15 protein-coding genes are annotated in these 21,073 nt (G+C 53.9%); 3 read left to right on the plus strand and 12 right to left on the minus strand.

The genetic code is table 11. The features are described 5' to 3' along the window. Positions 1 to 5: 5 nt before the first annotated feature. From TU92_RS14800 to TU92_RS14820, 5 genes are all read right to left on the minus strand, one after another. The gene (locus TU92_RS14800) at positions 6 to 1,286 is read right to left on the minus strand and encodes an ABC transporter substrate-binding protein (RefSeq protein ID WP_112167986.1); all 1,281 of its coding nucleotides are present in this window, start codon (positions 1,284 to 1,286) and stop codon (positions 6 to 8) included. A gap of 63 nt (positions 1,287 to 1,349) precedes the next feature. After that, positions 1,350 to 2,453, minus strand: a complete 1,104-nt coding sequence (locus TU92_RS14805; protein WP_112167987.1) for an ABC transporter ATP-binding protein — start codon at positions 2,451 to 2,453, stop codon at positions 1,350 to 1,352. 152 nt (positions 2,454 to 2,605) lie between these two features. After that, the gene (locus TU92_RS14810) at positions 2,606 to 5,278 is read right to left on the minus strand and encodes an alpha-L-rhamnosidase (RefSeq protein WP_112167988.1); all 2,673 of its coding nucleotides are present in this window, start codon (positions 5,276 to 5,278) and stop codon (positions 2,606 to 2,608) included. 38 nt (positions 5,279 to 5,316) lie between these two features. Continuing rightward, a complete protein-coding gene (locus TU92_RS14815) occupies positions 5,317 to 6,630 on the minus strand; it encodes an MFS transporter (RefSeq protein WP_112167989.1) in 1,314 nt (437 codons plus the stop codon). 84 nt (positions 6,631 to 6,714) lie between these two features. Continuing rightward, positions 6,715 to 7,494, minus strand: a complete 780-nt coding sequence (locus TU92_RS14820) for a helix-turn-helix domain-containing protein (RefSeq protein ID WP_244207790.1) — start codon at positions 7,492 to 7,494, stop codon at positions 6,715 to 6,717. A 424-nt stretch (positions 7,495 to 7,918) separates the two neighbouring features. Here TU92_RS14820 and hslJ point away from each other — a divergent pair, with 424 nt between their 5' ends. Then, a complete protein-coding gene (gene hslJ, locus TU92_RS14825; protein WP_112167991.1) occupies positions 7,919 to 8,341 on the plus strand; it encodes a heat shock protein HslJ in 423 nt (140 codons plus the stop codon). A 43-nt stretch (positions 8,342 to 8,384) separates the two neighbouring features. On the opposite strand, the gene TU92_RS14830 is transcribed toward hslJ, so the two are convergent. Then, positions 8,385 to 8,669 carry a putative hemolysin gene (locus TU92_RS14830; RefSeq protein WP_112167992.1) on the minus strand — a complete coding sequence of 95 codons (285 nt, stop codon included), beginning with the start codon at positions 8,667 to 8,669 and terminating at the stop codon, positions 8,385 to 8,387. Between the two features lie 309 nt (positions 8,670 to 8,978). Between TU92_RS14830 and nifJ the strand changes: the two genes are divergently transcribed. Beyond that, positions 8,979 to 12,500, plus strand: coding sequence for a pyruvate:ferredoxin (flavodoxin) oxidoreductase (gene nifJ, locus TU92_RS14835; protein WP_112167993.1), 3,522 nt, complete (start codon positions 8,979 to 8,981; stop codon positions 12,498 to 12,500). A gap of 685 nt (positions 12,501 to 13,185) precedes the next feature. Here the strand turns inward: nifJ and TU92_RS14840 are convergent. The 4 genes from TU92_RS14840 to TU92_RS14855 all read right to left on the minus strand — a co-directional run bounded on the left by TU92_RS14840 (position 13,186) and on the right by TU92_RS14855 (position 18,252). After that, positions 13,186 to 13,899, minus strand: coding sequence for a FadR/GntR family transcriptional regulator (locus TU92_RS14840; RefSeq protein WP_112167994.1), 714 nt, complete (start codon positions 13,897 to 13,899; stop codon positions 13,186 to 13,188). A 93-nt stretch (positions 13,900 to 13,992) separates the two neighbouring features. Next, positions 13,993 to 14,769, minus strand: coding sequence for an SDR family NAD(P)-dependent oxidoreductase (locus TU92_RS14845; protein ID WP_112167995.1), 777 nt, complete (start codon positions 14,767 to 14,769; stop codon positions 13,993 to 13,995). Positions 14,770 to 14,779: 10 nt separating this feature from the next. Then, entirely contained in the window at positions 14,780 to 16,912 is a 2,133-nt protein-coding gene (locus TU92_RS14850) for a heparinase II/III domain-containing protein (RefSeq protein WP_112167996.1), read from the minus strand. Further along, positions 16,909 to 18,252 (minus strand): alginate lyase family protein, encoded by a 1,344-nt coding sequence (locus TU92_RS14855; RefSeq protein WP_112167997.1) that lies wholly within the window; start codon positions 18,250 to 18,252, stop codon positions 16,909 to 16,911. The genes TU92_RS14850 and TU92_RS14855 overlap by 4 nt, the downstream gene beginning before the upstream one ends. Before the next feature lie 241 nt (positions 18,253 to 18,493). On the opposite strand from TU92_RS14855, the gene TU92_RS14860 reads away from it, so the two are divergent. Beyond that, complete coding sequence (locus TU92_RS14860) at positions 18,494 to 20,302, plus strand: sodium:solute symporter family transporter (protein WP_112167998.1); 1,809 nt, start codon at positions 18,494 to 18,496, stop codon at positions 20,300 to 20,302. A 124-nt stretch (positions 20,303 to 20,426) separates the two neighbouring features. On the opposite strand, the gene TU92_RS14865 is transcribed toward TU92_RS14860, so the two are convergent. Together TU92_RS14865 and TU92_RS14870 are read right to left on the minus strand one after the other, a co-directional pair. Beyond that, complete coding sequence (locus TU92_RS14865; RefSeq protein WP_056770375.1) at positions 20,427 to 20,654, minus strand: YgdI/YgdR family lipoprotein; 228 nt, start codon at positions 20,652 to 20,654, stop codon at positions 20,427 to 20,429. Positions 20,655 to 20,686: 32 nt separating this feature from the next. Then, entirely contained in the window at positions 20,687 to 20,920 is a 234-nt protein-coding gene (locus TU92_RS14870) for a YgdI/YgdR family lipoprotein (protein ID WP_112167999.1), read from the minus strand. Positions 20,921 to 21,073: the final 153 nt, after the last annotated feature.

The raw sequence follows: 21,073 nt of genomic DNA on the forward strand, positions 1-21,073 counted from the left end.
GTTCCTTATTGATACGGTTTCAGCAAGCGGTCGGCCTGTTTCTGCGCAGAACTCAGCGCCTCTGCCGGGGTTTTCGCCTGGGTGACGGCGGCTTCGATCGCGTGGTTCATCAGTTCCTGAATCTGCACACTGTTGTACGTCGATAACTCAGGCTGGGAATATTTCAGCTGCTCGCGGGCGACCAGCGCCTGCGGCACCTTTTTCACGTAATCCTGCATGACCTGGGTTTCCCAGGCGGCGGGCGACGTCGCGACATAACCGGTCGCGATGCTCCAGCGCGCAGCCTGCTCAGGCGCGGACACCCAGCGAATAAATTCCATCGCCGCTTTTTGTTGTTCCGGCGTGGTGTTTTTGAAAACGTACAGGTTACCGCCGCCGGTCGGGCTGCCGCGCTGAGTTTTCTCCGGCAGCATCGCTACGCCGAACGGGAATTTAGCGTTGTCGCGCACGGTGGTCAGGTTACCGGTGGTGGTCACCATCATGGCGGTTTTACCGTCGATGAAATCCTGCGGCGTGGTGCCCCAGGCAATCGCGCCTTTTGGCGACACGCCCTCTTTTTGCGCCAGATCGGTCAGCCACTGCAAAGCCTCGACATTGGCGGGCGTATCGAAGGTCACTGCGGTGCCTTTGCCGTTATCCAGATGGCTGCCGTTGGTGGCGGCGATCCCCTGGAAGTTCCAGTAGCCGTTTGGCGTGGAGGGGATCTCGATGCCCCACTGTTTAACATCGCTGCCGTCGCGCACCACCAGCTTCTTGCCAAAATCGACCACCTGCTGCCAGTTAGCGGGCGGCGTGTCACCGTTCAGACCGGCTTTCTCAAATGCCTGTTTGTTCCAGTACAAAACCACCGTCGAACGCTGGAACGGAATGCTCCACACCTGACCCTGAATGTGGCGGATGAATGCCGGATAGAAACTGTCGATCCACTTTTTGCCGTCGGCATCGTTCGCCAGACTGCTGACCGGCACAATGGCACCCGCGTCAATCAGGGAATAAGCTTCGATGTCGCCGATCACCGCGATCTGCGGGGCGTTGCCGCCGCGAAACGCGGTCAGCGCTTTCGTCACGGTGGTCGCGTAATCACCGGTGTAGACCGGCTGAATGCTGATATCCGGATGCGTTTTCTGGAAATCTTCCACCAGCGTATCCACCGTGTGGCTGATTTTTCCGCCAACGGCAATCGGGTAATACATTTGCAGTTTGACCGGATCGGCCGCGAAGGCTGAGGTGCCGGTAATCAACAGCAAAGCAGTAGCAAGGCGTGAGAAGCGATGAGCAGGTGACATGGTTTTCCCTTTGGCATTCATAGTGTGTGAAGTCATAAAAGTGAATAAAATCAAAATATAAAATCAGACGGCAACCCGTGTTTGCGAAGGCAAACAGGCGTGCTCAGCGTGATAACAGCGTTTGCCGTCCGCGCTGAAGAAAAAATACTGGGCGCCCGTCGCCCATTGCAGCCCGACAATCTGGCCTTCGGCAAAGCGTTTCATCCCCGCCACTTTCACTGTGAGCGGCTCGGGGTATCCGGCTAACGCGCAGACCACCAGCGTGTCAGCGCCCATGTATTCGTGGCTGACAACCTGTGCCGTAAGACCGGCGTGCGCGGCGTCAGTCAGCTGAATATCTTCTGCACGCAGCCCGAGGCTGATAGCCCCTTCGTCGAGATTTTCCACCACTGGCACCGGCATGTTGGCGAGATAATGATGTGAACCGCGACGCACCAGCGGCAAGATATTCATCGGCGGCGCGCCTATGAATTGGGCGGCGAAAATGCTGTTCGGGTTGTTATAGAGGTTGTCCGGCGTGTCGTGCTGTTCGATGTGGCCATCGTTAAGCAGAATGATCTTATCGGCCATGCTCATCGCTTCAGTCTGATCGTGAGTGACGTACACCATCGTCAGGCCGAGCTTTTTTTGAATCGCGCGGATTTCACGGCGCATGCTCTGGCGCAGTTTGGCGTCGAGGTTGGACAGCGGCTCATCCATCAGGCACAGCTTGTTATTGGCGATCACCGCACGTCCCAGCGCCACGCGCTGTTGCTGGCCGCCGGAAAGTTGCGCGGGCAGCCGGTCAAGCAGCTGCTCCAGCTCCATCAGCTTACTGACCTCGGCTAACCGCGTAGCGAACTGACGTTTATCCTCGCCGCGTGCCCGCAGCCCGAACAGCAGATTTTCGCGCACGCTCATGTGCGGAAAGAGTGCGTAAGACTGAAAGACCATCGACAGTTTGCGTTCTGACGGCGTGAGCGCCGTGACATCTTCCTGACGAAATAAAATCGCGCCGCTGTCAGCGGATTCCAGCCCGGCGATGGTGCGTAACATGGTGGATTTACCGCAACCAGAAGGCCCCAGCAATGCAATAAACTCCCCCTCTTCCACATCAAAACTGATGTCGTCGAGGGCGACCTTATTTCCCCAGGATTTCTGAATGTGACGCAGTGATAAATAGCTCATGCCCGTAATGATTCTCTCTGACCGGTGATGGGCATAACCTAACGGGGCAAAATGACGGTTTTATGATGAGGAGATGACGGCAGGAAGACAGCCAGAATTAGAGGCCGGAAAACGCCCGATGCTGCGCTTTCCGGCCTTGCGCTAAAGGTTAATCATTGTCTGAGGACATAGGTTATCTGATATCGGCCAGAACCGACGTCTGCGGCGAATCCCCCAACGCTATGGATAAAATCTGCCCCGTCGGTTTCGGATACGCTTTCTGCCGCCAGCAATGAAATCGTGGCCGTCGCATTCGGCGGAATGGTCACATCCAGCCTCACGGTTTTTTCCTGCACATTTTCGGCGATGACTCGCCATTGCACACAGATTTCTCCGTATACCGAGTGGTAACAGGCTTTCACCCAACTCACACCCCCGCCGATAAGCGGTTGGATAATCGCGTGTTTGAAGCCCGGATGTTCTTCATCTGTTTCAATCCCGTCCACTACCCGGTAAAGCCATTCCCCCACCGCGCCATAGGCATAATGGTTGAAGGAATTCATGTCCGCGCTCCACATCGAACCGTCCGGTTTGATGCCGTCCCAGTGTTCCCAGATGGTGGTCGCCCCCGCTTTGACCTGATACAACCATGACGGAAAATCGTCTTTTAACAGCAGTTCCCAGGCTTCTTTCGCCCGCCCGTTCTGACTTAGCGCATGGCAAAAATACGGCGTTCCGACGAAGCCGGTGACCAGATGGCCGCCCTGTTCTTCTAAGAGCTCCACCAACGTGTCCGTGGTTCTCTGGCGGAATGCGTCAGGCACCAGATTAAAATAAAGCGCCAGAATATGAGCGGTTTGCGTTCTCGCCGCCAGCCGTCCGGTCGGCGTGAAAAACTCATCCTGAAAACGGCGGACAATGGCGTGATGCAGCGCGAGATATCTTTCGTGATCGGCGCGCCGGTTTAGCACTTTTGCCGCCTTAGCAAACAGCAGCGTGGACCAGGCGTAATAGGCCGTACAGGTGAGATCGTCAGGCGTCGCGCCAAAGTAGCTGCCCTCTTTGGCATCCAGCGCCACCCAGTCGCCGAACTGCAACCGGTAACGCCAGAGGTTATTTTCGGCATGCGCCTGCATGAAATCGATCCAGCCTTTCATACTGTCATATTGATTTTCCAGCACCCGCGTGTCGCCGTACATCAGATACATCGTCCACGGGTTGATCACCGCCGCATCTGCCCACGCCGATGCGGAGTGCGTCCCGCCGCCGGACAGCAGACGATCATTCTCGCAGTGGCCGTCGAGAATATCCGGGATCACATGCGGAACACCGCCCTCCGGTGTCTGGTCACAGCGCAAATCAGTCAGCCATTTGGCAAAGAAATTACGCGTCTGCATCAGGTAGCTGGCGGTCCGGCAGAAGATCTGCGCATCACCCGTCCAGCCCAGACGCTCGTCGCGCTGCGGGCAGTCGGTCGGCACATCGACAAAGTTACCTTTCAGCCCCCAGAGAATATTATGGTGCAGCTGGTTAAGATCCTGATTCGAACAACTGAAATGGCCTGTCTGCTCCATGGCGGAATGCAGCACGATGGCGGTGAAATTGTCCAGAGCCACCTCTCCCGGATATTCTTCGATTTTCACGTAGCGAAAGCCCTGCCAGGTGAAATGCGGATGATAAATTTCCTCGCTATCGCCTTTGAGCGTATATTCCACCCGCTGTTTGGCCGAGCGTAAATTATCCAGATAGACATTGCCTGCGGCATCGAACACTTCGAAGTGGCGTAATATCACTTTATCGCCTGCGCGCCCGGATACTCTAAACTCCACCCAGCCACTTAAATTCTGCCCGAAATCGATCACCCGTTCGCCTTGCGGAGTCATGATGATTTCTTTCGCCGTCAGTAATTCTCTCTGGCGGACTTTACAACTTCCCTGCGCAGTCAGCGTTTTTTTATCGTAATCAACAATATTTACCGGTCGCCATGATGTGGCCGGATAATTTTTATTATTCCAGCCACTCATTTCTTTTCTGGCATCATAAATTTCGCCGTCATAAATTTCGGAAAAAATAATGGGTGAGCTTTCACCTTTCCAGTTCTGGTCGGAGTGTATGCTCTTTTTCGTGCCGTCGTTATAGAGAATTTCTAACTGACATATCAGCGCGGTCTGGTCGCCATAATAATTACGGTGACGGGTAAATCCCATATCACCTTTGAACCAACCCGCACCAAGAATGGCGCCCATGACATTCTCACCGCTTTGCAGCAAACCGGTCAGATCATAGGTCTGATAAAGTAAATGATGATGATAACTGGTCCATCCCGGCGTCAGTTCATCGTTACCGACTTTTTCCCCATTCAAATAAAATTCATATAACCCCAGCGCACTGACATGTAATACGGCAAAGGCGATATTCCCGGCATTGTCGATTACGAAGCTTTTTCTCAGTGATGTGGTGGCTGAACTATTTTTGTCTGCGGGTGTTTCAGCAGAAATAAATTCCGCCTGCCAACCTGCGTTCAGTAAACCAGTGATGAAGGTTGCAGCCTGACTCCACTCGCTGGTTTCACCGTGATTATCCTGAACCTGTACACGGACGAAATAACGCATTGAGGGCAATAATGCTATTTCACCGATATCCACGTTATTCGATATTTCACTGTTGACTTTTCCGCTGTCAAAAATAAGGGCGTTAAAATATTCATTCTGCGCTATTTGCAACCAATACGAGACTTGTTTCACGTTCCTGTTATCACTTTCAATTTCCCAGCCAATCACCGGCATGCGATCCACACCGTGTAATACCGGTTCCAGATCCAGGGTTAATTTTGCAATGGACAGCATAATTCGTCACTCCTTAATTACGGCACATTAATGAAGGTTCAGAGGTGTTGTGATGAGATTTTTTCTGCGGACATTCCCGGAGAAATATAATGATTCTTTTCAATATAATTTTCAGATTCACTTTTGAATTCATTGCGCTGTTTGCCGTGAAAACACAACCAGCCAATGAAAAGACCTAACGCGACGACAGTGGATAAAATTGAATAGAGCGCGACAGGTCCGGCATCGAGTAATAATGGCGTCACAAACGCCAGCAGCCCGCAGGACAATCTGGAGATTGCCACAATGACGCCCTGTGCAGTGGATCTCAGCATGGTCGGGAAGGATTCCTGCGACCAGACCTTCATGATGCCCTCAAAGGCCAGTCCGCTGCCCAATGCAGTAAAGAACAGGCAGCAGAACCAGGATAGCGGCGAGAAGTTGAAAATAACCGGCAGGAAAAAACCTCCGGCAAAGCAGAATGCGCCGACAATGAAGGTCGGGATCCGCTTAGGCGTATCGACGAAACGCATGAAGATTATCCCGGCAATCACGCCTACCGGTAAGGTCAGCAGATTCCAAAGGGAGTTTTTCTCAACGCTGATGCCGACCACGTTGACCGCGACGTAGGTGCCGAACTGCCCGCCGGTATTGGCCGCCAGATTAGTGAACATGTAGAAAGTACACAGCGAGACAAAGGGCAGTAGATATTTGCCTTTAACCAAATCCCGGTACGCCACTTTCTGCGCACGAACGGTGGTCAGCCCTTTCTTATACTCATTTCGGGCAGTGAGCCACATCGGTGATTCCGGGATAGTGCAGCGCAGTGCCAGCAAAATCACCGCCACGGCGCAGACATGCAGATACATCACCTGTCCGCCAATATGCCCCCAGCCGCCGACCACGGCGGAGACGGACATGGTCATCACGATACCGAGAAACCACAGCAGATTAGAAAGACCGATAATTTTCCCGCGGTTCTTATCCGTGGCAGCTTCAGAGATGGTCGCCAGCGATACCGGCAGATCTGCGCCGGTGGCCAGACCGACCAAAACAGTGCCCGTTAACAGTATCGGAAATTGATGACCGAAGGCTAACAGCAGCGTGCCGATAATAATCATGATCATGGTCGCAATAAACACGGTACGGCGTCCGTAGCAATCCCCCATCCTGCCACCGAATAATGCGCCGAGTGCAATACATAAGGTTAATATTCCGGAGAGGACGCCTATTTCAAAGGCAGTGGTGCCGATCGCTTTTTGATATATTACCAGTGCGGTGCCGTTTGAAACGATTGCGGCTGAATCAATATAAGACGCCATCCCTGATACCACACCCACGTACCAGGGATTGGGTTGTTTGATTATAGACATGGTGATTCCTTTAGAAGTTATTGTGAACATTAATACTTCATCTTTTTAATCCCTGTGACTTATTTTCATCTTTTATTATTGCAATCAGATCACGCTATTACTCACTCGTGCACGCTCCTGAGAGGGCGTTCGGGAGAATTGTTTTTTATAGGCTTCGGTCAGCCTGGCGTGATGAGTAAATCCGCACATCAGCGCAATTTCACCAATGGAATAATCGGTGGTGCGCAATAATTCCTGTGTTTTAAGCAACCGGTAGCGTAACTGGAATTTTTCCGGCGTATATCCGGTGGTCTGTTTAATAAAGCGAAACATAGTTCGTTTGGTGATACCGCTGGTTTCGCATAATCCCTGCCAGCTGATAGCGCAGTGATAATTTTCAAGGAGATGATTTATCAGGTACCGCTTGCCGCTTTCCACCCTGCCGGTCTTTTCTTCTTTCGTCGTCGCGCAGCGATAAAGTAAACTGATAATAGCCAGCAGCGCTGACTCGGTAGAAGAAAAATAATCCGCATCGTAGTCCGTAACGTTTTTATTATTGACCACTCCGGCCAGCCGGATGATTTTCTCTAATTCATTTTCATTCAGTGCAAGACGTTTGTTTTTCGGTGACAATGTGCGCTGCCTTATCCCCTCTTTTAGGATGTCTATATTTTGGATGAAATGAAAATTTCGTGTGCGGTGCAGCAGTATATTAATAACAGATAATTCATTCGCTGATTCATAGCAGTGAATATCGCAGGAAGAAACCAGAAAGAAATCACCCTGACAGATAAACTGCACCTGATCGTTAATAATATGAAATCCGCTGCCGTGCCGGACAATGACCAGTTCATCAAATTCGTGCCCGTGGACATCCTCCATCATCTGATGGTGCATATCAAATAAGCTGAACGCATGATCGTCTGAAAGAAAGAAATCATCGACGCGTAATATCTTCATCTCTTCACCGTTAATTGTGAAATGGCGTATCCCTTAATATCTCACGCATATTATAAACGATAATTTCCGATGTAATGATTAGACCGTAATAATGATGACAAGTCTATATAGCGCGCTGGCACTGGGGCGTAAACAACAGTGATATAAGTTTTATTTTCGACAATCGACCTGGGTTCAGAGCCGGATAACATTGTTACCGGAGGTGATAAATCGCACGAAGAGAGGGGTTAACGCCTCACCCTATTCACCCTATTACCTATTCACGCTATAATAGGCAGGCAAACGACGCATTAGTTAGATGAATCTATCGACAAAAAGAATGCGGATGGAATATTTCTCAGGAGAGAAGATGAAAAAGGCACTGTTTATTCTGGCTACGGCCATGACGCTGGGCGCATGCAGCATGAATCAGAACACCGCGGTTAAACAAACCGACTTACAGCATCATCGTTTTGAGCTGCTGAGCGTTGACGGCCAGACCGTTCCCGCGGCGCAGGGGCGCATTCCGGAGATTGAGTTCGGGGAGAAAATGCACGTTTCCGGCAAGATGTGTAATAACTTCTTTGGACAGGGCGAACTGCAAAACAGCGTGCTGACCGTGAAAGGCCTGGCCTCGACCCGCATGCTGTGCAGCGACGAAAATCTCAATAAATGGGATCAGGTGATCGGTGAAGTGCTCAACAATGGCGCAGCCTTAAACTTGCAGGATCATAAACTGACCCTGACTCAGGGTAAACATACGCTGGTATACCGCCTGAAAGACCGGATGTAATCACCCGTTTCACCTGCAAAAACGCCAAACCTGAGTTTGGCGTTTATCCCGCAGTGCAGCGGCCTTGCATCAATGCCGTTTCGGAACACTGGCGGCCATTCGACATGGAGCACATCCCAACGCGGCTGCCATCAAGCTGCGGCGCAAGTCGCAATTGCCCGCCCGCCATCGAACAGGCTGCATAAGCCGGACTGTCCATATTCACGGTACGCGCGCTGACGTTCACGCTGTTGCCTTTTTGTGGAACATCAGCCGAATCTTCATGGCTGCTGCATGCGGCTAACACCAGCACGCCGGTGGCCAGTAACACGCGAAACGCAGTGATCATCTGTCCTGCTCCTGAAAAGTAGGGTTGTAGCGGGGAATTTTTTAGAACGGTCATCATATCCGACGTTTTTCGTCTGCGTCGAGTCCTCCTGCGAAAGAACATCAACTTTTTCCTAAAAAACGGGCTTTTGTTCATAAACCGAAACACTTTTCTTTCCCGTGTCGGCCAAATCATTCACATGACTAATAAAAACCCATGCACACAATCAGGATAAATTGATTATTCCGCCCTCTGCTAAGCTTTTATTATTCTTGCCAGCATAACCAAAAGTTTGCTGGCCTGTTTTTGTGAGCAAGCAAAGGGTATTCCATGATCACCACTGACGGTAATAACGCAGTCGCTTCCGTGGCTTATCGCACTAACGAAGTGATTGCTATCTACCCGATCACTCCGAGTTCTACCATGGCCGAAATCGCAGGCGCATGGTCAGGCGAAGGGAAGAAAAACTTATGGGGCGACGTCCCGACGGTAATGGAAATGCAGTCGGAAGCCGGTGCGATTTCCACCGTCCACGGCGCATTGCAAACCGGCGCGCTGTCGACCTCTTTTACTTCGTCGCAGGGTCTGCTGCTGATGATCCCGGTGCTGTACAAACTGGCTGGTCAGCTGACGCCGTTTGTGCTCCACGTTGCTGCCCGTACCGTCGCAACGCATGCGCTTTCAATTTTTGGCGATCATTCCGACGTCATGGCCGTACGCCAGACCGGTTGCGCCCTGCTCTCTGCCGCCAGCGTGCAGGAAGCGCAGGATTTCGCGCTGATTTCGCAGGTCGCCAGCCTTAACAGCCGCGTGCCGTTTATCCATTTCTTTGACGGTTTCCGCACCTCGCACGAGATCAATAAAATCGCGCCGCTGAGTGACGACACGCTCCAGCAGATGCTGCCTCAGGCGCAAATTGACGCCCACCGCGCCCGCGCACTCTCGCCCGATCATCCGGTCATTCGCGGCACGTCCGCCAATCCGGACACCTACTTCCAGTCGCGCGAAGCCACCAACCCGTATTACAACGCCACCTGCCAGCACGTCATCGACGCCATGAGTGCTTTTGCCGCCCTCACAGGCCGTGAATATAAGCCATTCGAATTCGTCGGCGATCCGCAGGCCGAGCGCGTGATTGTACTGATGGGATCTGGCATCGGCACCGCCGAAGAAGTCATCGAAACCCTGAACGCGCGCGGTGAAAAAGTCGGCGTGCTGAAAGTGCGTCTTTATCGTCCGTTCAGCGCCGAACATCTGCTGGCCGTGCTGCCGCAGAGTGTCAAAAGCATTGCGGTGCTCGATCGCACCAAAGAACCAGGCGCACTGGCGGAACCGCTGTATCTCGACGTAATGACCGCGCTGGCGGAAGCCTTTTCACGCGGCGAACGCGATTCGCTGCCAAAAGTGATCGGCGGACGCTACGGATTATCCTCGAAAGAATTCGGCCCCGACTGCGTGCTTTCAGTGTTTCGCGAACTGGCGCTCAGCCAGCCGCGCCCGCGCTTTACCGTTGGCATCTATGACGACGTGACCGGTCTTTCATTGCCGGTGGTTGAAGAAGAGTTGCCAGAACGCGCCTCGCTGGAAGCCCTGTTCTACGGGCTGGGCAGCGACGGTTCCGTCTCGGCGACCAAGAACAATATCAAGATAATCGGCAACAGCACGCCGATGTACGCGCAGGGATATTTCGTTTACGACTCCAAAAAGGCCGGCGGCCTGACGGTATCGCACCTGCGCGTCAGCGAAAACCCGATCAAATCCGCCTATCTGGTGACACAGGCTCATTTCGTTGCCTGTCATCAGTGGCAGTTTATCGATCTTTATCAGATGGCCGAACGCCTGCGCCACGGCGGTATCTTCCTGCTTAACACGCCGTTCAGCGCCGCAGAAGTCTGGGCGAGACTGCCGCTGGAAGTTCAGGCTGCGCTGCATCAGCGAGAAGCGCGTTTGTACGTCATCAACGCTGCGAAAATTGCCCGCGAATGCCGCCTCGGCGCGCGTATCAATACCGTCATGCAGATGGCCTTTTTCCACCTGACCAACATTCTGCCAGGTGATGAAGCGCTGAAAGAATTGCAGGGCGCGATTGCCCGCAGCTACAGCAGCAAAGGCGAAGACGTGGTTACCCGCAACTGGATGGCGCTCGCCGCAACGCTGGAACAGCTGGTTGCCGTGCCGCTGGAACCAATCCCGGAAAATCCGCATAAACGTCCGCCGATTGTCTCCGATGCCGCCCCGGATTTCGTCAAAACCGTGACTGCCGCGATGCTGGCAGGGCTTGGCGACGCGCTGCCGGTTTCCGCTTTCCCGCCGGACGGCACCTGGCCGACCGGCACCACGCAGTGGGAGAAACGCAATATTGCCGAGGAAGTGCCGATCTGGAAGCCGGATTTGTGTACTCAGTGCAACCACTGCGTCGCCGCCTGTCCGCATTCCGCGATCCGCGCCAAAGTGGTTCAGCCGCAGGAAATGGAAAACGCGCCGTCAGCATTGCAGTCGCTGGACGTGAAATCCCGCGATATGCGTGGTCAGAAATACGTGCTTCAGGTCGCACCGGAAGACTGCACCGGCTGTAATTTGTGCGTCGAAGTTTGTCCGGCGAAAGATCGTCAGGATCCGTCAATCAAAGCCATTAACATGGCTGACCGCATTGATCATCTGGAAGAAGAGCGCGCCAACTACGATTTCTTCCTCAAGCTGCCTGAAATTGATAAAACCACGCTGGAACGCATCGATATCCGCACCTCGCAGCTGATCACCCCGCTGTTCGAGTATTCCGGCGCCTGCTCCGGCTGCGGCGAGACACCTTACATTAAGCTTATTACCCAGCTGTACGGCGACCGTTTGCTGATTGCCAACGCCACCGGCTGTTCCTCGATTTACGGCGGTAATCTGCCGTCAACGCCGTACACCACCAACGCCGAAGGCCGTGGCCCGGCATGGGCAAACTCGCTGTTTGAAGACAATGCCGAGTTCGGTCTGGGCTTTCGCCTGACGGTCGATCAGCACCGTCGCCGCGTATTGCGTCTGGTGGCGTCATTGGAAGAACATATTCCGGCTGAATTGCTGGGCGGCCTGCGCGACGACACCGTCACGCCGGAAGTGAAACGCGAGCATGTCACCGCGCTGCGCAAAATTCTGGCGGACATCGATACCCCTGACGCCCGTCAGCTGGCGACCGACGCCGATCACTTAGTGGATAAATCCATCTGGTTGATTGGCGGTGACGGCTGGGCTTACGACATCGGCTTCGGCGGTCTGGATCACGTTCTCAGTCTGACTGAAAACGTCAACGTGCTGGTGCTGGATACCCAGTGTTATTCCAACACCGGCGGTCAGCAGTCGAAAGCCACCCCGCTCGGCGCGGTGACGAAATTCGCCGAACAAGGCAAGCGAAAATCGCGCAAAGATCTGGGCGTCAGCATGATGATGTATGGTCATGTTTACGTCGCACAGATTTCGCTCGGCGCGCAGCTGAACCAGACGGTAAAAGCCATACAGGAAGCCGAGGCCTATCCGGGGCCGTCGCTGATTATCGCGTACAGCCCGTGCGAGGAGCACGGCTATGACCTGGCGCTCAGCCATGATCAGATGAAACAGCTGACCACTACCGGATTCTGGCCTCTGTACCGGTTTGATCCGCGTCGCGCAGATGAAGGTAAACCGGCACTGGCACTGGACTCCCGTCCGCCGGGCGCAGGGCTGACGGATACGCTCAACAACGAACAGCGTTTCCGCCGGCTCAATGCCCAGCAGCCGGAAGTCGCTACCGCGTTATATGCGGCGGCAGAGAAAGAGCTGAAACAAAAATATGAGTTTTTGGCCATGCTGGCGGGGAAAAGTGCTGACTAAGGTCAGCTTTTAAATCAACGTCAAGGTCAAAGTCGTGGGCGCCGGCCCACACCGGGTTAAGGGGCGTAAACGCGCCCCTTAACAATCCTGCGTTTATTTTAAAAAGCGCTATCGCGGGAATGATGGACCTGTTCTGCGGCTAAGGAGGGTGGCGCAAAACCCTGCCGCTACGCGGTACCTTCTCTCGGTGCTGGAGCCTAAGGTCTCCAGCCCGCTCCGTTTTGCAGGATTTATTGATCGCGCCATCTCACCATTTTTAAAGACAAGACAGACCCAAGTCATTTTCAATTTTTACTTGGCTGTTGGCTGTTGGCTGTTGGCTGTTTTCTATTTTTATATTGTTTTTATTTTCTTTTTTCGTCCTGAGTCGGTGAGGTTGTGACCTAAAAAGTGTCTGGCCGCGTTCGAAAATCGCGCCGTAGCGAGAGGTGAAAAACCGCGCGTCTTTGTGCGCGGGTTGTAACCCGAGCGAAGGGCACCGCGGAGCGGCGTGATTTTGCGGCAATAGCGGTAATACCTGAAACATAGCCAGGATGCATGGCACGTGTTTTTAAAAACGCGGGAGTCCAGAGGGCGCGCGTTTACGCGTCCTTTGGGCCGGTGTGGGTGGCAACCCACGGTGTTGACCTTGAATTTGAATTCAAATTCAACTTCAAGTTGAATTTGAATTTAACTTGAAGTTGAATTACCCCCCCGATCCAAGCCGATGCTTATGCCCCTTCATCAAACTCAATGACGCTGAATAAGCTTCCCCCTCATCCCCCGCCATGATCGCTTCGTAAATCCTTTTATGCTCGTTCAGACACATTCCGCCTTCCTTTGAGGAAAATTCGAAAAACCATTTGAAAATGGTGGTCAGCACATTGCCGAACGGGACGTAAAAACAATTGCCGGAGGAGATGAAAATCATCCTGTGAAACTGGGTATCGATGTCCACCCACGCCTGTGCGTCGAAATTCTCCGCGACGTGACACATCTGGCGATAGATCCGCGAGAGCTCGATCCGCTGTTCTTTGCTGGCGTTGACGGCAGCAAGCGCGGTGGCATGCGGTTCGATGGCTTTGCGAAATTCAAGAAACTGATGATAAATCTCTTCGGTCGCTTCCATGCCCTGCATCCACTCCAGCAGTTGCGGGTCGAGCATATTCCATTGCGGACGTTCTTTTACGCGCGTGCCGATTTTCGGGCGGGATTCCAGCAGACCTTTCGACGTGAGCAGTTTCAGCGCTTCGCGCAAGGCCGTGCGGCTGACGCCAAACTGCTCGCCGAGCTCGATTTCACTCGGCAAAATGGCACCGCAGGCCAGTTCGCCGGAGAGAATTTTGCGGGCGATATCGCGGGCAATATGGGTATTAAGGCCGCGCGTCATACCTGCGGCGGTTTCAAACTGCATCGTCATGCTATTCCCTTTTTATGTGCAGATTGCCGACAGCATAGTTCAGGCGGCGAAGCGCTGCATGCGTCCGCCGCGATGAAACTCACGAACTGTGCGCTATGGCGCCATCTGGCCGCCGTTGACGTCCAATATCTGACCGGTGATATAGCCGCTGCACGCGTGTGAGGCGAAAAACAGGAAGCTCGGTGCCAGCTCTTCGCTGGTACCAAAGCGGCCCATGGCAATACTTCCGGCGATTTTCTCGCGCACTTCCGGGCTTTTGTCCGCGTGGAAAACCGTGTCGATGGTGCCGGGTGAAACCACGTTGAAGCGGATATTGTCTTTGGTGAACTCCTTCACCCAGTTACGGTGTACGTTGTGCAGCCAGGCTTTCGAGGCCGCGTACAAACTCGCGCCCGGCCCGCCGCCTTCACGCCCGGCGATGGAACCGGTGCTGATAACCGACGTCGTTTTACCACTCTGTCTGGCAGAATGACGCAAATGCGGGATGGCAAATTTGGTGACCATCAGCGCCGAACGGGCGTTGAGATCCATCACATGATCGTAAAATTCGTCGTCAATGCTTTCCAGCCCCTGACGCCCGCCGAGGCCCCCGGCGTTGTTGATCAGCACGTCGATACCACCAAAGCGTTCAACGAAGTTTGCCACCAACGTCTCGCATTCGGCAGATTTCGTGACGTCAGCGCCGAAGTACGCGACTTCACCGCCATTTTTGGCGATTTCCGCCGCCAATTGTTCGAGGCTGGCGTCGTGACGGTGACCGTTAATGCCCACTTTCGCGCCTGCCGCCGCGAAGGCTTTTGCTGCCGCCAGACCAATACCTTTCGTTGAACCGGTAATCAAAACTCGCTGGCCTTTCAGATCGTTAAACATGCGTGCTCCTTCAGTTTTCAGGGATGTTCAGAGGTAAAACAGATTGCCACGCCGCGCTGAACGCATTTTCCGCTGTCGGCGCGGCGCGGTTATTGATGCGGACGTTCAGCATCCGGTTTTCCGTGAAGAGAATGTTGATTTCTGTTTGCAGATCGTCGTGGCTTACCACGCTGACGCTGGTGACGTCGCCCCGCGCATTGAGTGAAGTTTCGGTGGCTTCATCGAAATACCCGTGTGTTTCAAACACGCTGGCGAAAATGGCATGAGTACCGTGAGTACGCAGTATCAGCGCCGGTTCATGGCGAAGGTTGAAATGCGGATCGCTGGCGCCGGTGCGTGCGACGATCAGTTCGCCGCCTTCGGGAAAGGCGCTGACCAGCGTCCTGTAGCCATCGCCGTCCAGCCAGCTGAATAACGCCGAATCTCCCGCCGCCACCGTGCCACGTGCACAGTCCCAAAGGTGTTGATAACCGTGACTGTCTCCGAGCGGTTTCAGGACTTTCGCGACATCAAGCTCCACGTCGCTGCGCACGAACTGACCGAGGTGATGCAGACAATAATCGTAACGATGCGGCTGCTGGCTGGTCAGGCGGAATACATCCACGATAAGTGGCGAGCCAAATTCGGGTAAATCCAGCATCAGCACGGTGCGCTGTTGCAGCACGCCGGGATAATAGCCGTTGAGCCGCGCACTCATGGCTTGTCCGGACGGACTGTCCGTGACGAAGAAGTGCCTTTCGCCCCAACGTTTCTCGGCCTCCAGACTTTGCCCGCCATGCTGACTTTGCTCATCAACCACCACGGTGTTGTGCGCAACGGTCTGTTTGCAGTAGCTGTTGTTTTCGGGAATGTAGCGCCCGCCAAACTTTGGTTCGACATTCACCCAGCGACCAAAACCGTAATCGCGTAAAAACTCGCGGCCACGGTTGAACAGGCTGAGGTGCAGGCCGTCGAAATGCCCGTGATTGAGCGCCGAATGCAGGCGCGGAATGCTGCCGTGCTGGCCGTACCACATCAGCGCCATGTCCTGATTTGCGCTGCGCAATATCCCGAGGCCGCCCTGCGCACCTTCCGGCCCGTCGCGCAGTTCGACGCTTCCCCAGTCGACGTTTTGCGCTGGCGCACTTTGCAACGCCGCGGATAATTCCAGCGCAGCCGGGCTGACCCAGACAGTCTGTTGTTGCTGCGCGACGGCGATCCACTGCGGGTTATGCAGATAACGGTGATAGCACACGCTGGCGGCGATGACTGCGCCGTCATCGCGGATATTAATGGTTTTGGAGGAGTCGTTGAGTGCTGGCCAGGTTCCGTCGGGGAAGGCAGTCTGCATCAGCGCTTCGCAGGTTTTGCGGATGATTTGATCACGGAACTGATAAATCTGTAATTCCGGCTGACGTCGTTCAATCACCTCACTCAGCAACAGCAAAGGTCGCAGCGCAAAGCGGTGATAATACGGCCCTTCGATGTAGTAACCGTCCGGTGAAAACAGCTGGCTGAGCTGGGCAAAAAATCCGCCGCTTTCACTGTCGCCCTTCACGCCATATAACGCTTTTTCAACCAATGATAAATCGCCGAGCACATAACCGCTGATGGCTGCCGCCGCCACCGACCAGATGCCGTGATTGTGCACGATATCGAAATCTTTGCTGTGGCGGTTCAGCGCGTCGTCGGCCATCACCCGGAACAGATTATCGGCAATATGGGTGCATTGTTCCTGACTGAGCGAGGGGATCAGGCAGTGATAGCCTTCGACGGCGTACAGCCAAAACATATTTTCGTTGAGCGTCTGATGGAAAAGCCGTCCCGGCGCGTTGCTGTCTTTGCTGGTAGCGCTGCCGAGCGAAGGGAAAATGTCGGCGTAACCGGTCAGCAGCGCCAGCGCGAAATCGCGGTAGCGCATCTCGCCGGTGACCAGGAATAACCTTCCGGCCAGATTGATATAAAGGTAGTTTTGCTTGTGCTGCGTATGCTCGGGGCCTCCCGCTTCACCGTGGCCGGGAATGCGCTGCGGCTGCGCCATAAAGCGTTCCAGCGAAATGATTTGCCCGCGCAGCGCCGCGCCCAGCAGGGAATCCTCCTCCCTCTGCCCGCGCAGTTTTTCGGCCTCAGAAACGGAAATCAGCAACGGCTGCCAGTGACTCATTTTCCGCTCTCCTGTTGCTGAGGCGCGACATAGCCGGTCGCAAACGACGGCAGCGATATCAGCCAGGTCTCCCGCTCGGCTTCCATCACCGCGCCGCGCGTCACGTCTTCATGATAGCCACCGGCCATTTTTTTACTTTTATCCGCAGGCGGCACTGTGAAAGTCGCACTGCGGATCTTCTGCTGGTAGCGCGGCTGGCCGGTGGAATTATCCGCCCAGGACAGCAGCGGCAACGGGCGAACGCGGATCTGGTCGATGGATTTGTAAGGCCACGCCACGGTCGGATCGGTGAAGCGCGCCATGAAATCCAGCGAGGTCAGCAGACTGCCGCCCTGCGGCGTTTTGTAGTGCCAAAGGTCAATACCATTTTTCTGCGCCAGCACCGCCATCATGCTGATCGCCTGCAAATTGAAATAGCTGTAATGAAAGGATCGGGTGCGCGCCAGTTCGGCAGGCTGCGTGCCATCGGGTTTGAGCTGCACGTCGAGCTTACTTTTCATCAGCGTTGCCATATCGCGGATCACGGCTTTATCACCGAGATACCACGCGATGCCCGACACCTGCGTCACGTACCAGTTGCCGTGATTATTCTCGGTGCGCCCTTCCTTCCTGGCAATTTTGCTGCCCTGCAGCCATTGCAGATATTCTGACATCCACGCACGGAGTTGCTGTTCGTCGTTGTCGCTCCACGCGGGATTGCCGCGCAGTAACATCAGTGAATCCACAATGCGCGTGGAGAAATAGCGGCCATCTAGTACACCGGCGTTGCGCCCCGGTGAAATTCCCGGCACACCCTGCGCAAAATTCAGATTCGGGTTCATGCGCGTTTCAGGCGTGATAAACCAGGCGCGCAGCAGGCTGGCGGCTTTATCGGCATATTTCTGTTCACCGGAGAAATACCAGGCCAGCGTCAGGTTCTGCACCCGTGCGGTGAAATCCGCCAGCCTTACGCCGTCGCTTTGATCGTTTTTACTGGCCGGATTGACGTGCCCGTCCTTGCGGATCCACGGCAGACCATCAGGTTTGCTGTCGTCAGGCCACCAGTAAGCGCTCAGGCTGAGATAATCGTGCTTCGACCCGCTTGGCGGGGTCATGCCTTTGTCGGTCACGCTGAGATTGGGTTTGTTTAGCGCCGAATCCGCCGCGGCCAGCAGATGACGGTACGCGTCTGAGGTCTGTGGTGCAGCCGTGTTGTCGTGCAGTTGCTGACGCACCACTTCCATTTGAACAGTATTAAGAAATGCCGGTTCAGCGGCGAATGCTCCTGCGCCGCCAGACATCATAATTAACGCTGCAACAAGCTGTTTTACCCCAACGGTACGGTACTTAAATAACCTCATGCGTTCTCCGGTGACAACGTTTTCGTTCGCTTTAGTACTACTAATAAAGCAACGAATGTTGATAAGCGCCAGTCGGAATTGGCTGAAAAAGCCACAAATAGCCCAGCAAGTGACCGACTTCACAAATCGATAACAAACTAAGCATTTCTTATTTGTCTGACTTTTAATTCCATTACTCTCTTCTACGCTTGCTCAATACATAACCAAAAACACCTCACCTACAAATGAGAGAGTAACGACAATGGATATCAATGTTCTGGTCATGATCGGTTACTTCGTCTTAATGATTGCTATCAGTTATGCCTTCAAAAAGATGGCGTCCGGCTCCTCGAGCCACTATTTTCGCGGCGGCGGGCGAATGCTCTGGTGGATGGTTGGCGCGACCGCGTTCATGATCCAGTTCAGCGCATGGACGTTCACCGGTGCCGCCGGGCAGGCCTACCGCTACGGTTTCAATGTGGTTAGCGTGTTCGCCGGTAACGTCTTCGGTTATCTCATCGCCTGGTGGTGGTTCGCCACGCGTTTTCGTCAGCTGCGGGTCGATACGGCCACTGAGGCCATCAACCACCGCTTCGGCAAAGGCAACGAACAGTTTTTTACCTGGATGATAATTCCGCTCAGCATCCTGAGCGCCGGTGTATGGCTGAACAGTCTGGCGGTGTTTGCCAGCGCGGTGTTCAAGCACGACATCACGCTCACACTGTGGGTCACCGGCGTGGTGGTGCTGGTGATTTCATTACTGAGTGGCGCATGGGGCGTGGTGGCGAGCGATTTTGTTCAGACGCTGGTGGTGGCGATTATTTCAATTGCCTGCGCGGTGGTGGCGCTGTTTAAAGTCGGCGGACCGGTCAAACTGGTCACTGAGTTCCCTTCCGGCTTCTTTACCGGGCCGGACGTCGGGCCGCATTACATCTCGCTGCTGGTGGCCTGCTTCCTGTTCTTCTTCATCAAGAACGTGCAAAGCATCAATAATCTTCAGGATTCCTACCGTTTTCTGAATGCCAAAGACAGTTTCAATGCCAAAAAAGCGGCGCTGTTCGCGCTGGTGCTGATGTTTGTCGGTACGCTTATCTGGTTCATCCCGCCGTGGGCGGTCGCCGTTCTGTATCCGGACGCCGCCACCGCTCACCCTGAGTTAGGCAAAAACGCCACCGATGCGGTGTATCTGATTTTTGCCGAACGCGCCATGCCACTTGGTACCGTTGGCCTGCTGATGGCCGGACTGTTTGCAGCAACGATGTCCTCCATGGATTGCGCGCTGAACCGTAACTCGGGGATTTTTGTGCGCAGCTTCTGGACGCCGGTCGTCAACCGTAACGGCGCGCGCAGCGACAAGTATCAGTTGCGCGTCGGGCAAATAGCCTGCGTGGTGAACGGTGTGCTGGTGATCCTGGTCGCGCAGTACATGCATACGATGCAGACCGTGAGCCTTTTCGATCTGATGATGAAAGTCGGCACGCTGATGCAGGCGCCGATTGTCGTGCCGCTGTTCCTTGGCGTGTTTATCCGTAAAACGCCGGACTGGGCAGGTTGGGCCACCGTCCTGTTCGGGCTGGGCGTATCGTACGTTGTCGCTAACGTCTTTACCGCACCGGACGTTGCACGCGCGCTGGGGATCACACTTACCGCACGTGAGCTGCTGGACGTGGCTATCATGTGGAATATCTTCTCACACATGGTGTTCACCGGCGGGTTCTTCTGCCTGACAAGTCTGTTCTACCGTGAAGCGAATACCTCGCGCGAGGCACAGCGCAAACAGTTCTTCATCGATATGGAAACGCCGGTCTATGCTGACAACGAACAGGATGAGTTCGACCGGCTGCAACGCGATAAAATTGGCCGTATTTCGATGTACATGGGTGCTGGTTTACTGCTGATGGTGCTGGTCCCTAACCCGCTCTGGGGACGGATCCTGTTCCTGCTGTGCGCCCTGTCGATTCTCATTTTCGGCTGGGTATTACACCGCAGCGCAGAAAAAGGCATGACCGCAGCGAAAGCCGAAAAAGCCGCAGCGGCGGATAAAGTGAAAATCGCGACGTCGCAGCGGTAATCACCGGCGTTTAGAAAACGATGCAGGACTTTGCGTGGCGAAGTTCTGCATTTTTTTTACAACAAGCAAAAAAACCCGCTTTTCAGCGGGTTTAGATGTCGGAAAAAACAGACAAAAAGCGATATTACTTCGGAAGCTCCGTCACCTGCTTAACTTCAGTTTTACTGATTTGCTGTTTCACACCATTAGCATCGGTATATTCCAACAGGCCGGTTTCGGCTTCTTTGGGTTTACCGTCGCTGATGATGGTTCGCGCATCATTCGTCTGAATGGCATAGCTGGTACGGGTGCAGCCTGACAACGCTGCGACACTGATTAATGCGGCTAGTGGCAGAATCAATTTCCTGTTCATCGTTCTCTCCTTTGTCAAAATGATTGGATAAATTAGTTATCCAACTCGCTCATGTTTTTAACCTGATCGCGGTTAATTTGCTCTGTTTGACCAGTCTCTGCATTTTTGTACGACACCAGACCGGTATCGTCATCCACCTGAGGTTTACCGTCCGTTACGATGGTTTTTCCGTCCGTCGTTTTTATTGCCTGATTCGAGGCACAGCCTGCAACAAACAGTATTGAGACAGCTGCCAGTGATGCGGCAATAAGGTTTTTCCTTTTCATATCATCCCTCCTGAATTAGGGTTTTTTCTTAACAATGAGTCTATTAACTATAGTCAGGAATTTCACATTCATCTGAGATTCGGACAAATGGAAGTTTTTTGGTGATTTTATGTCCACAAAAAACCCTGATTTACGCAAAAATCTACCTGACAG

Source organism: Rahnella inusitata, assembly GCF_003263515.1.
Taxonomy (GTDB): domain Bacteria; phylum Pseudomonadota; class Gammaproteobacteria; order Enterobacterales; family Enterobacteriaceae; genus Rahnella; species Rahnella inusitata.

Excerpts from the sequence above, each read along its gene's own strand:
- TU92_RS14800 (WP_112167986.1), bottom strand. The coding sequence starts at position 1,286 with ATGTCACCTGCTCATCGCTTCTCACGCCTTGCTACTGCTTTGCTGTTG.
- TU92_RS14805 (WP_112167987.1), bottom strand. The coding sequence starts at position 2,453 with ATGAGCTATTTATCACTGCGTCACATTCAGAAATCCTGGGGAAATAAG.
- TU92_RS14810 (WP_112167988.1), bottom strand. The coding sequence starts at position 5,278 with ATGCTGTCCATTGCAAAATTAACCCTGGATCTGGAACCGGTATTACAC.
- TU92_RS14815 (WP_112167989.1), bottom strand. The coding sequence starts at position 6,630 with ATGTCTATAATCAAACAACCCAATCCCTGGTACGTGGGTGTGGTATCA.
- TU92_RS14820 (WP_244207790.1), bottom strand. The coding sequence starts at position 7,494 with ATGATGGAGGATGTCCACGGGCACGAATTTGATGAACTGGTCATTGTC.
- hslJ (WP_112167991.1), top strand. The coding sequence starts at position 7,919 with ATGAAAAAGGCACTGTTTATTCTGGCTACGGCCATGACGCTGGGCGCA.
- TU92_RS14830 (WP_112167992.1), bottom strand. The coding sequence starts at position 8,669 with ATGATCACTGCGTTTCGCGTGTTACTGGCCACCGGCGTGCTGGTGTTA.
- nifJ (WP_112167993.1), top strand. The coding sequence starts at position 8,979 with ATGATCACCACTGACGGTAATAACGCAGTCGCTTCCGTGGCTTATCGC.
- TU92_RS14840 (WP_112167994.1), bottom strand. The coding sequence starts at position 13,899 with ATGACGATGCAGTTTGAAACCGCCGCAGGTATGACGCGCGGCCTTAAT.
- TU92_RS14845 (WP_112167995.1), bottom strand. The coding sequence starts at position 14,769 with ATGTTTAACGATCTGAAAGGCCAGCGAGTTTTGATTACCGGTTCAACG.
- TU92_RS14850 (WP_112167996.1), bottom strand. The coding sequence starts at position 16,912 with ATGAGTCACTGGCAGCCGTTGCTGATTTCCGTTTCTGAGGCCGAAAAA.
- TU92_RS14855 (WP_112167997.1), bottom strand. The coding sequence starts at position 18,252 with ATGAGGTTATTTAAGTACCGTACCGTTGGGGTAAAACAGCTTGTTGCA.
- TU92_RS14860 (WP_112167998.1), top strand. The coding sequence starts at position 18,494 with ATGGATATCAATGTTCTGGTCATGATCGGTTACTTCGTCTTAATGATT.
- TU92_RS14865 (WP_056770375.1), bottom strand. The coding sequence starts at position 20,654 with ATGAACAGGAAATTGATTCTGCCACTAGCCGCATTAATCAGTGTCGCA.
- TU92_RS14870 (WP_112167999.1), bottom strand. The coding sequence starts at position 20,920 with ATGAAAAGGAAAAACCTTATTGCCGCATCACTGGCAGCTGTCTCAATA.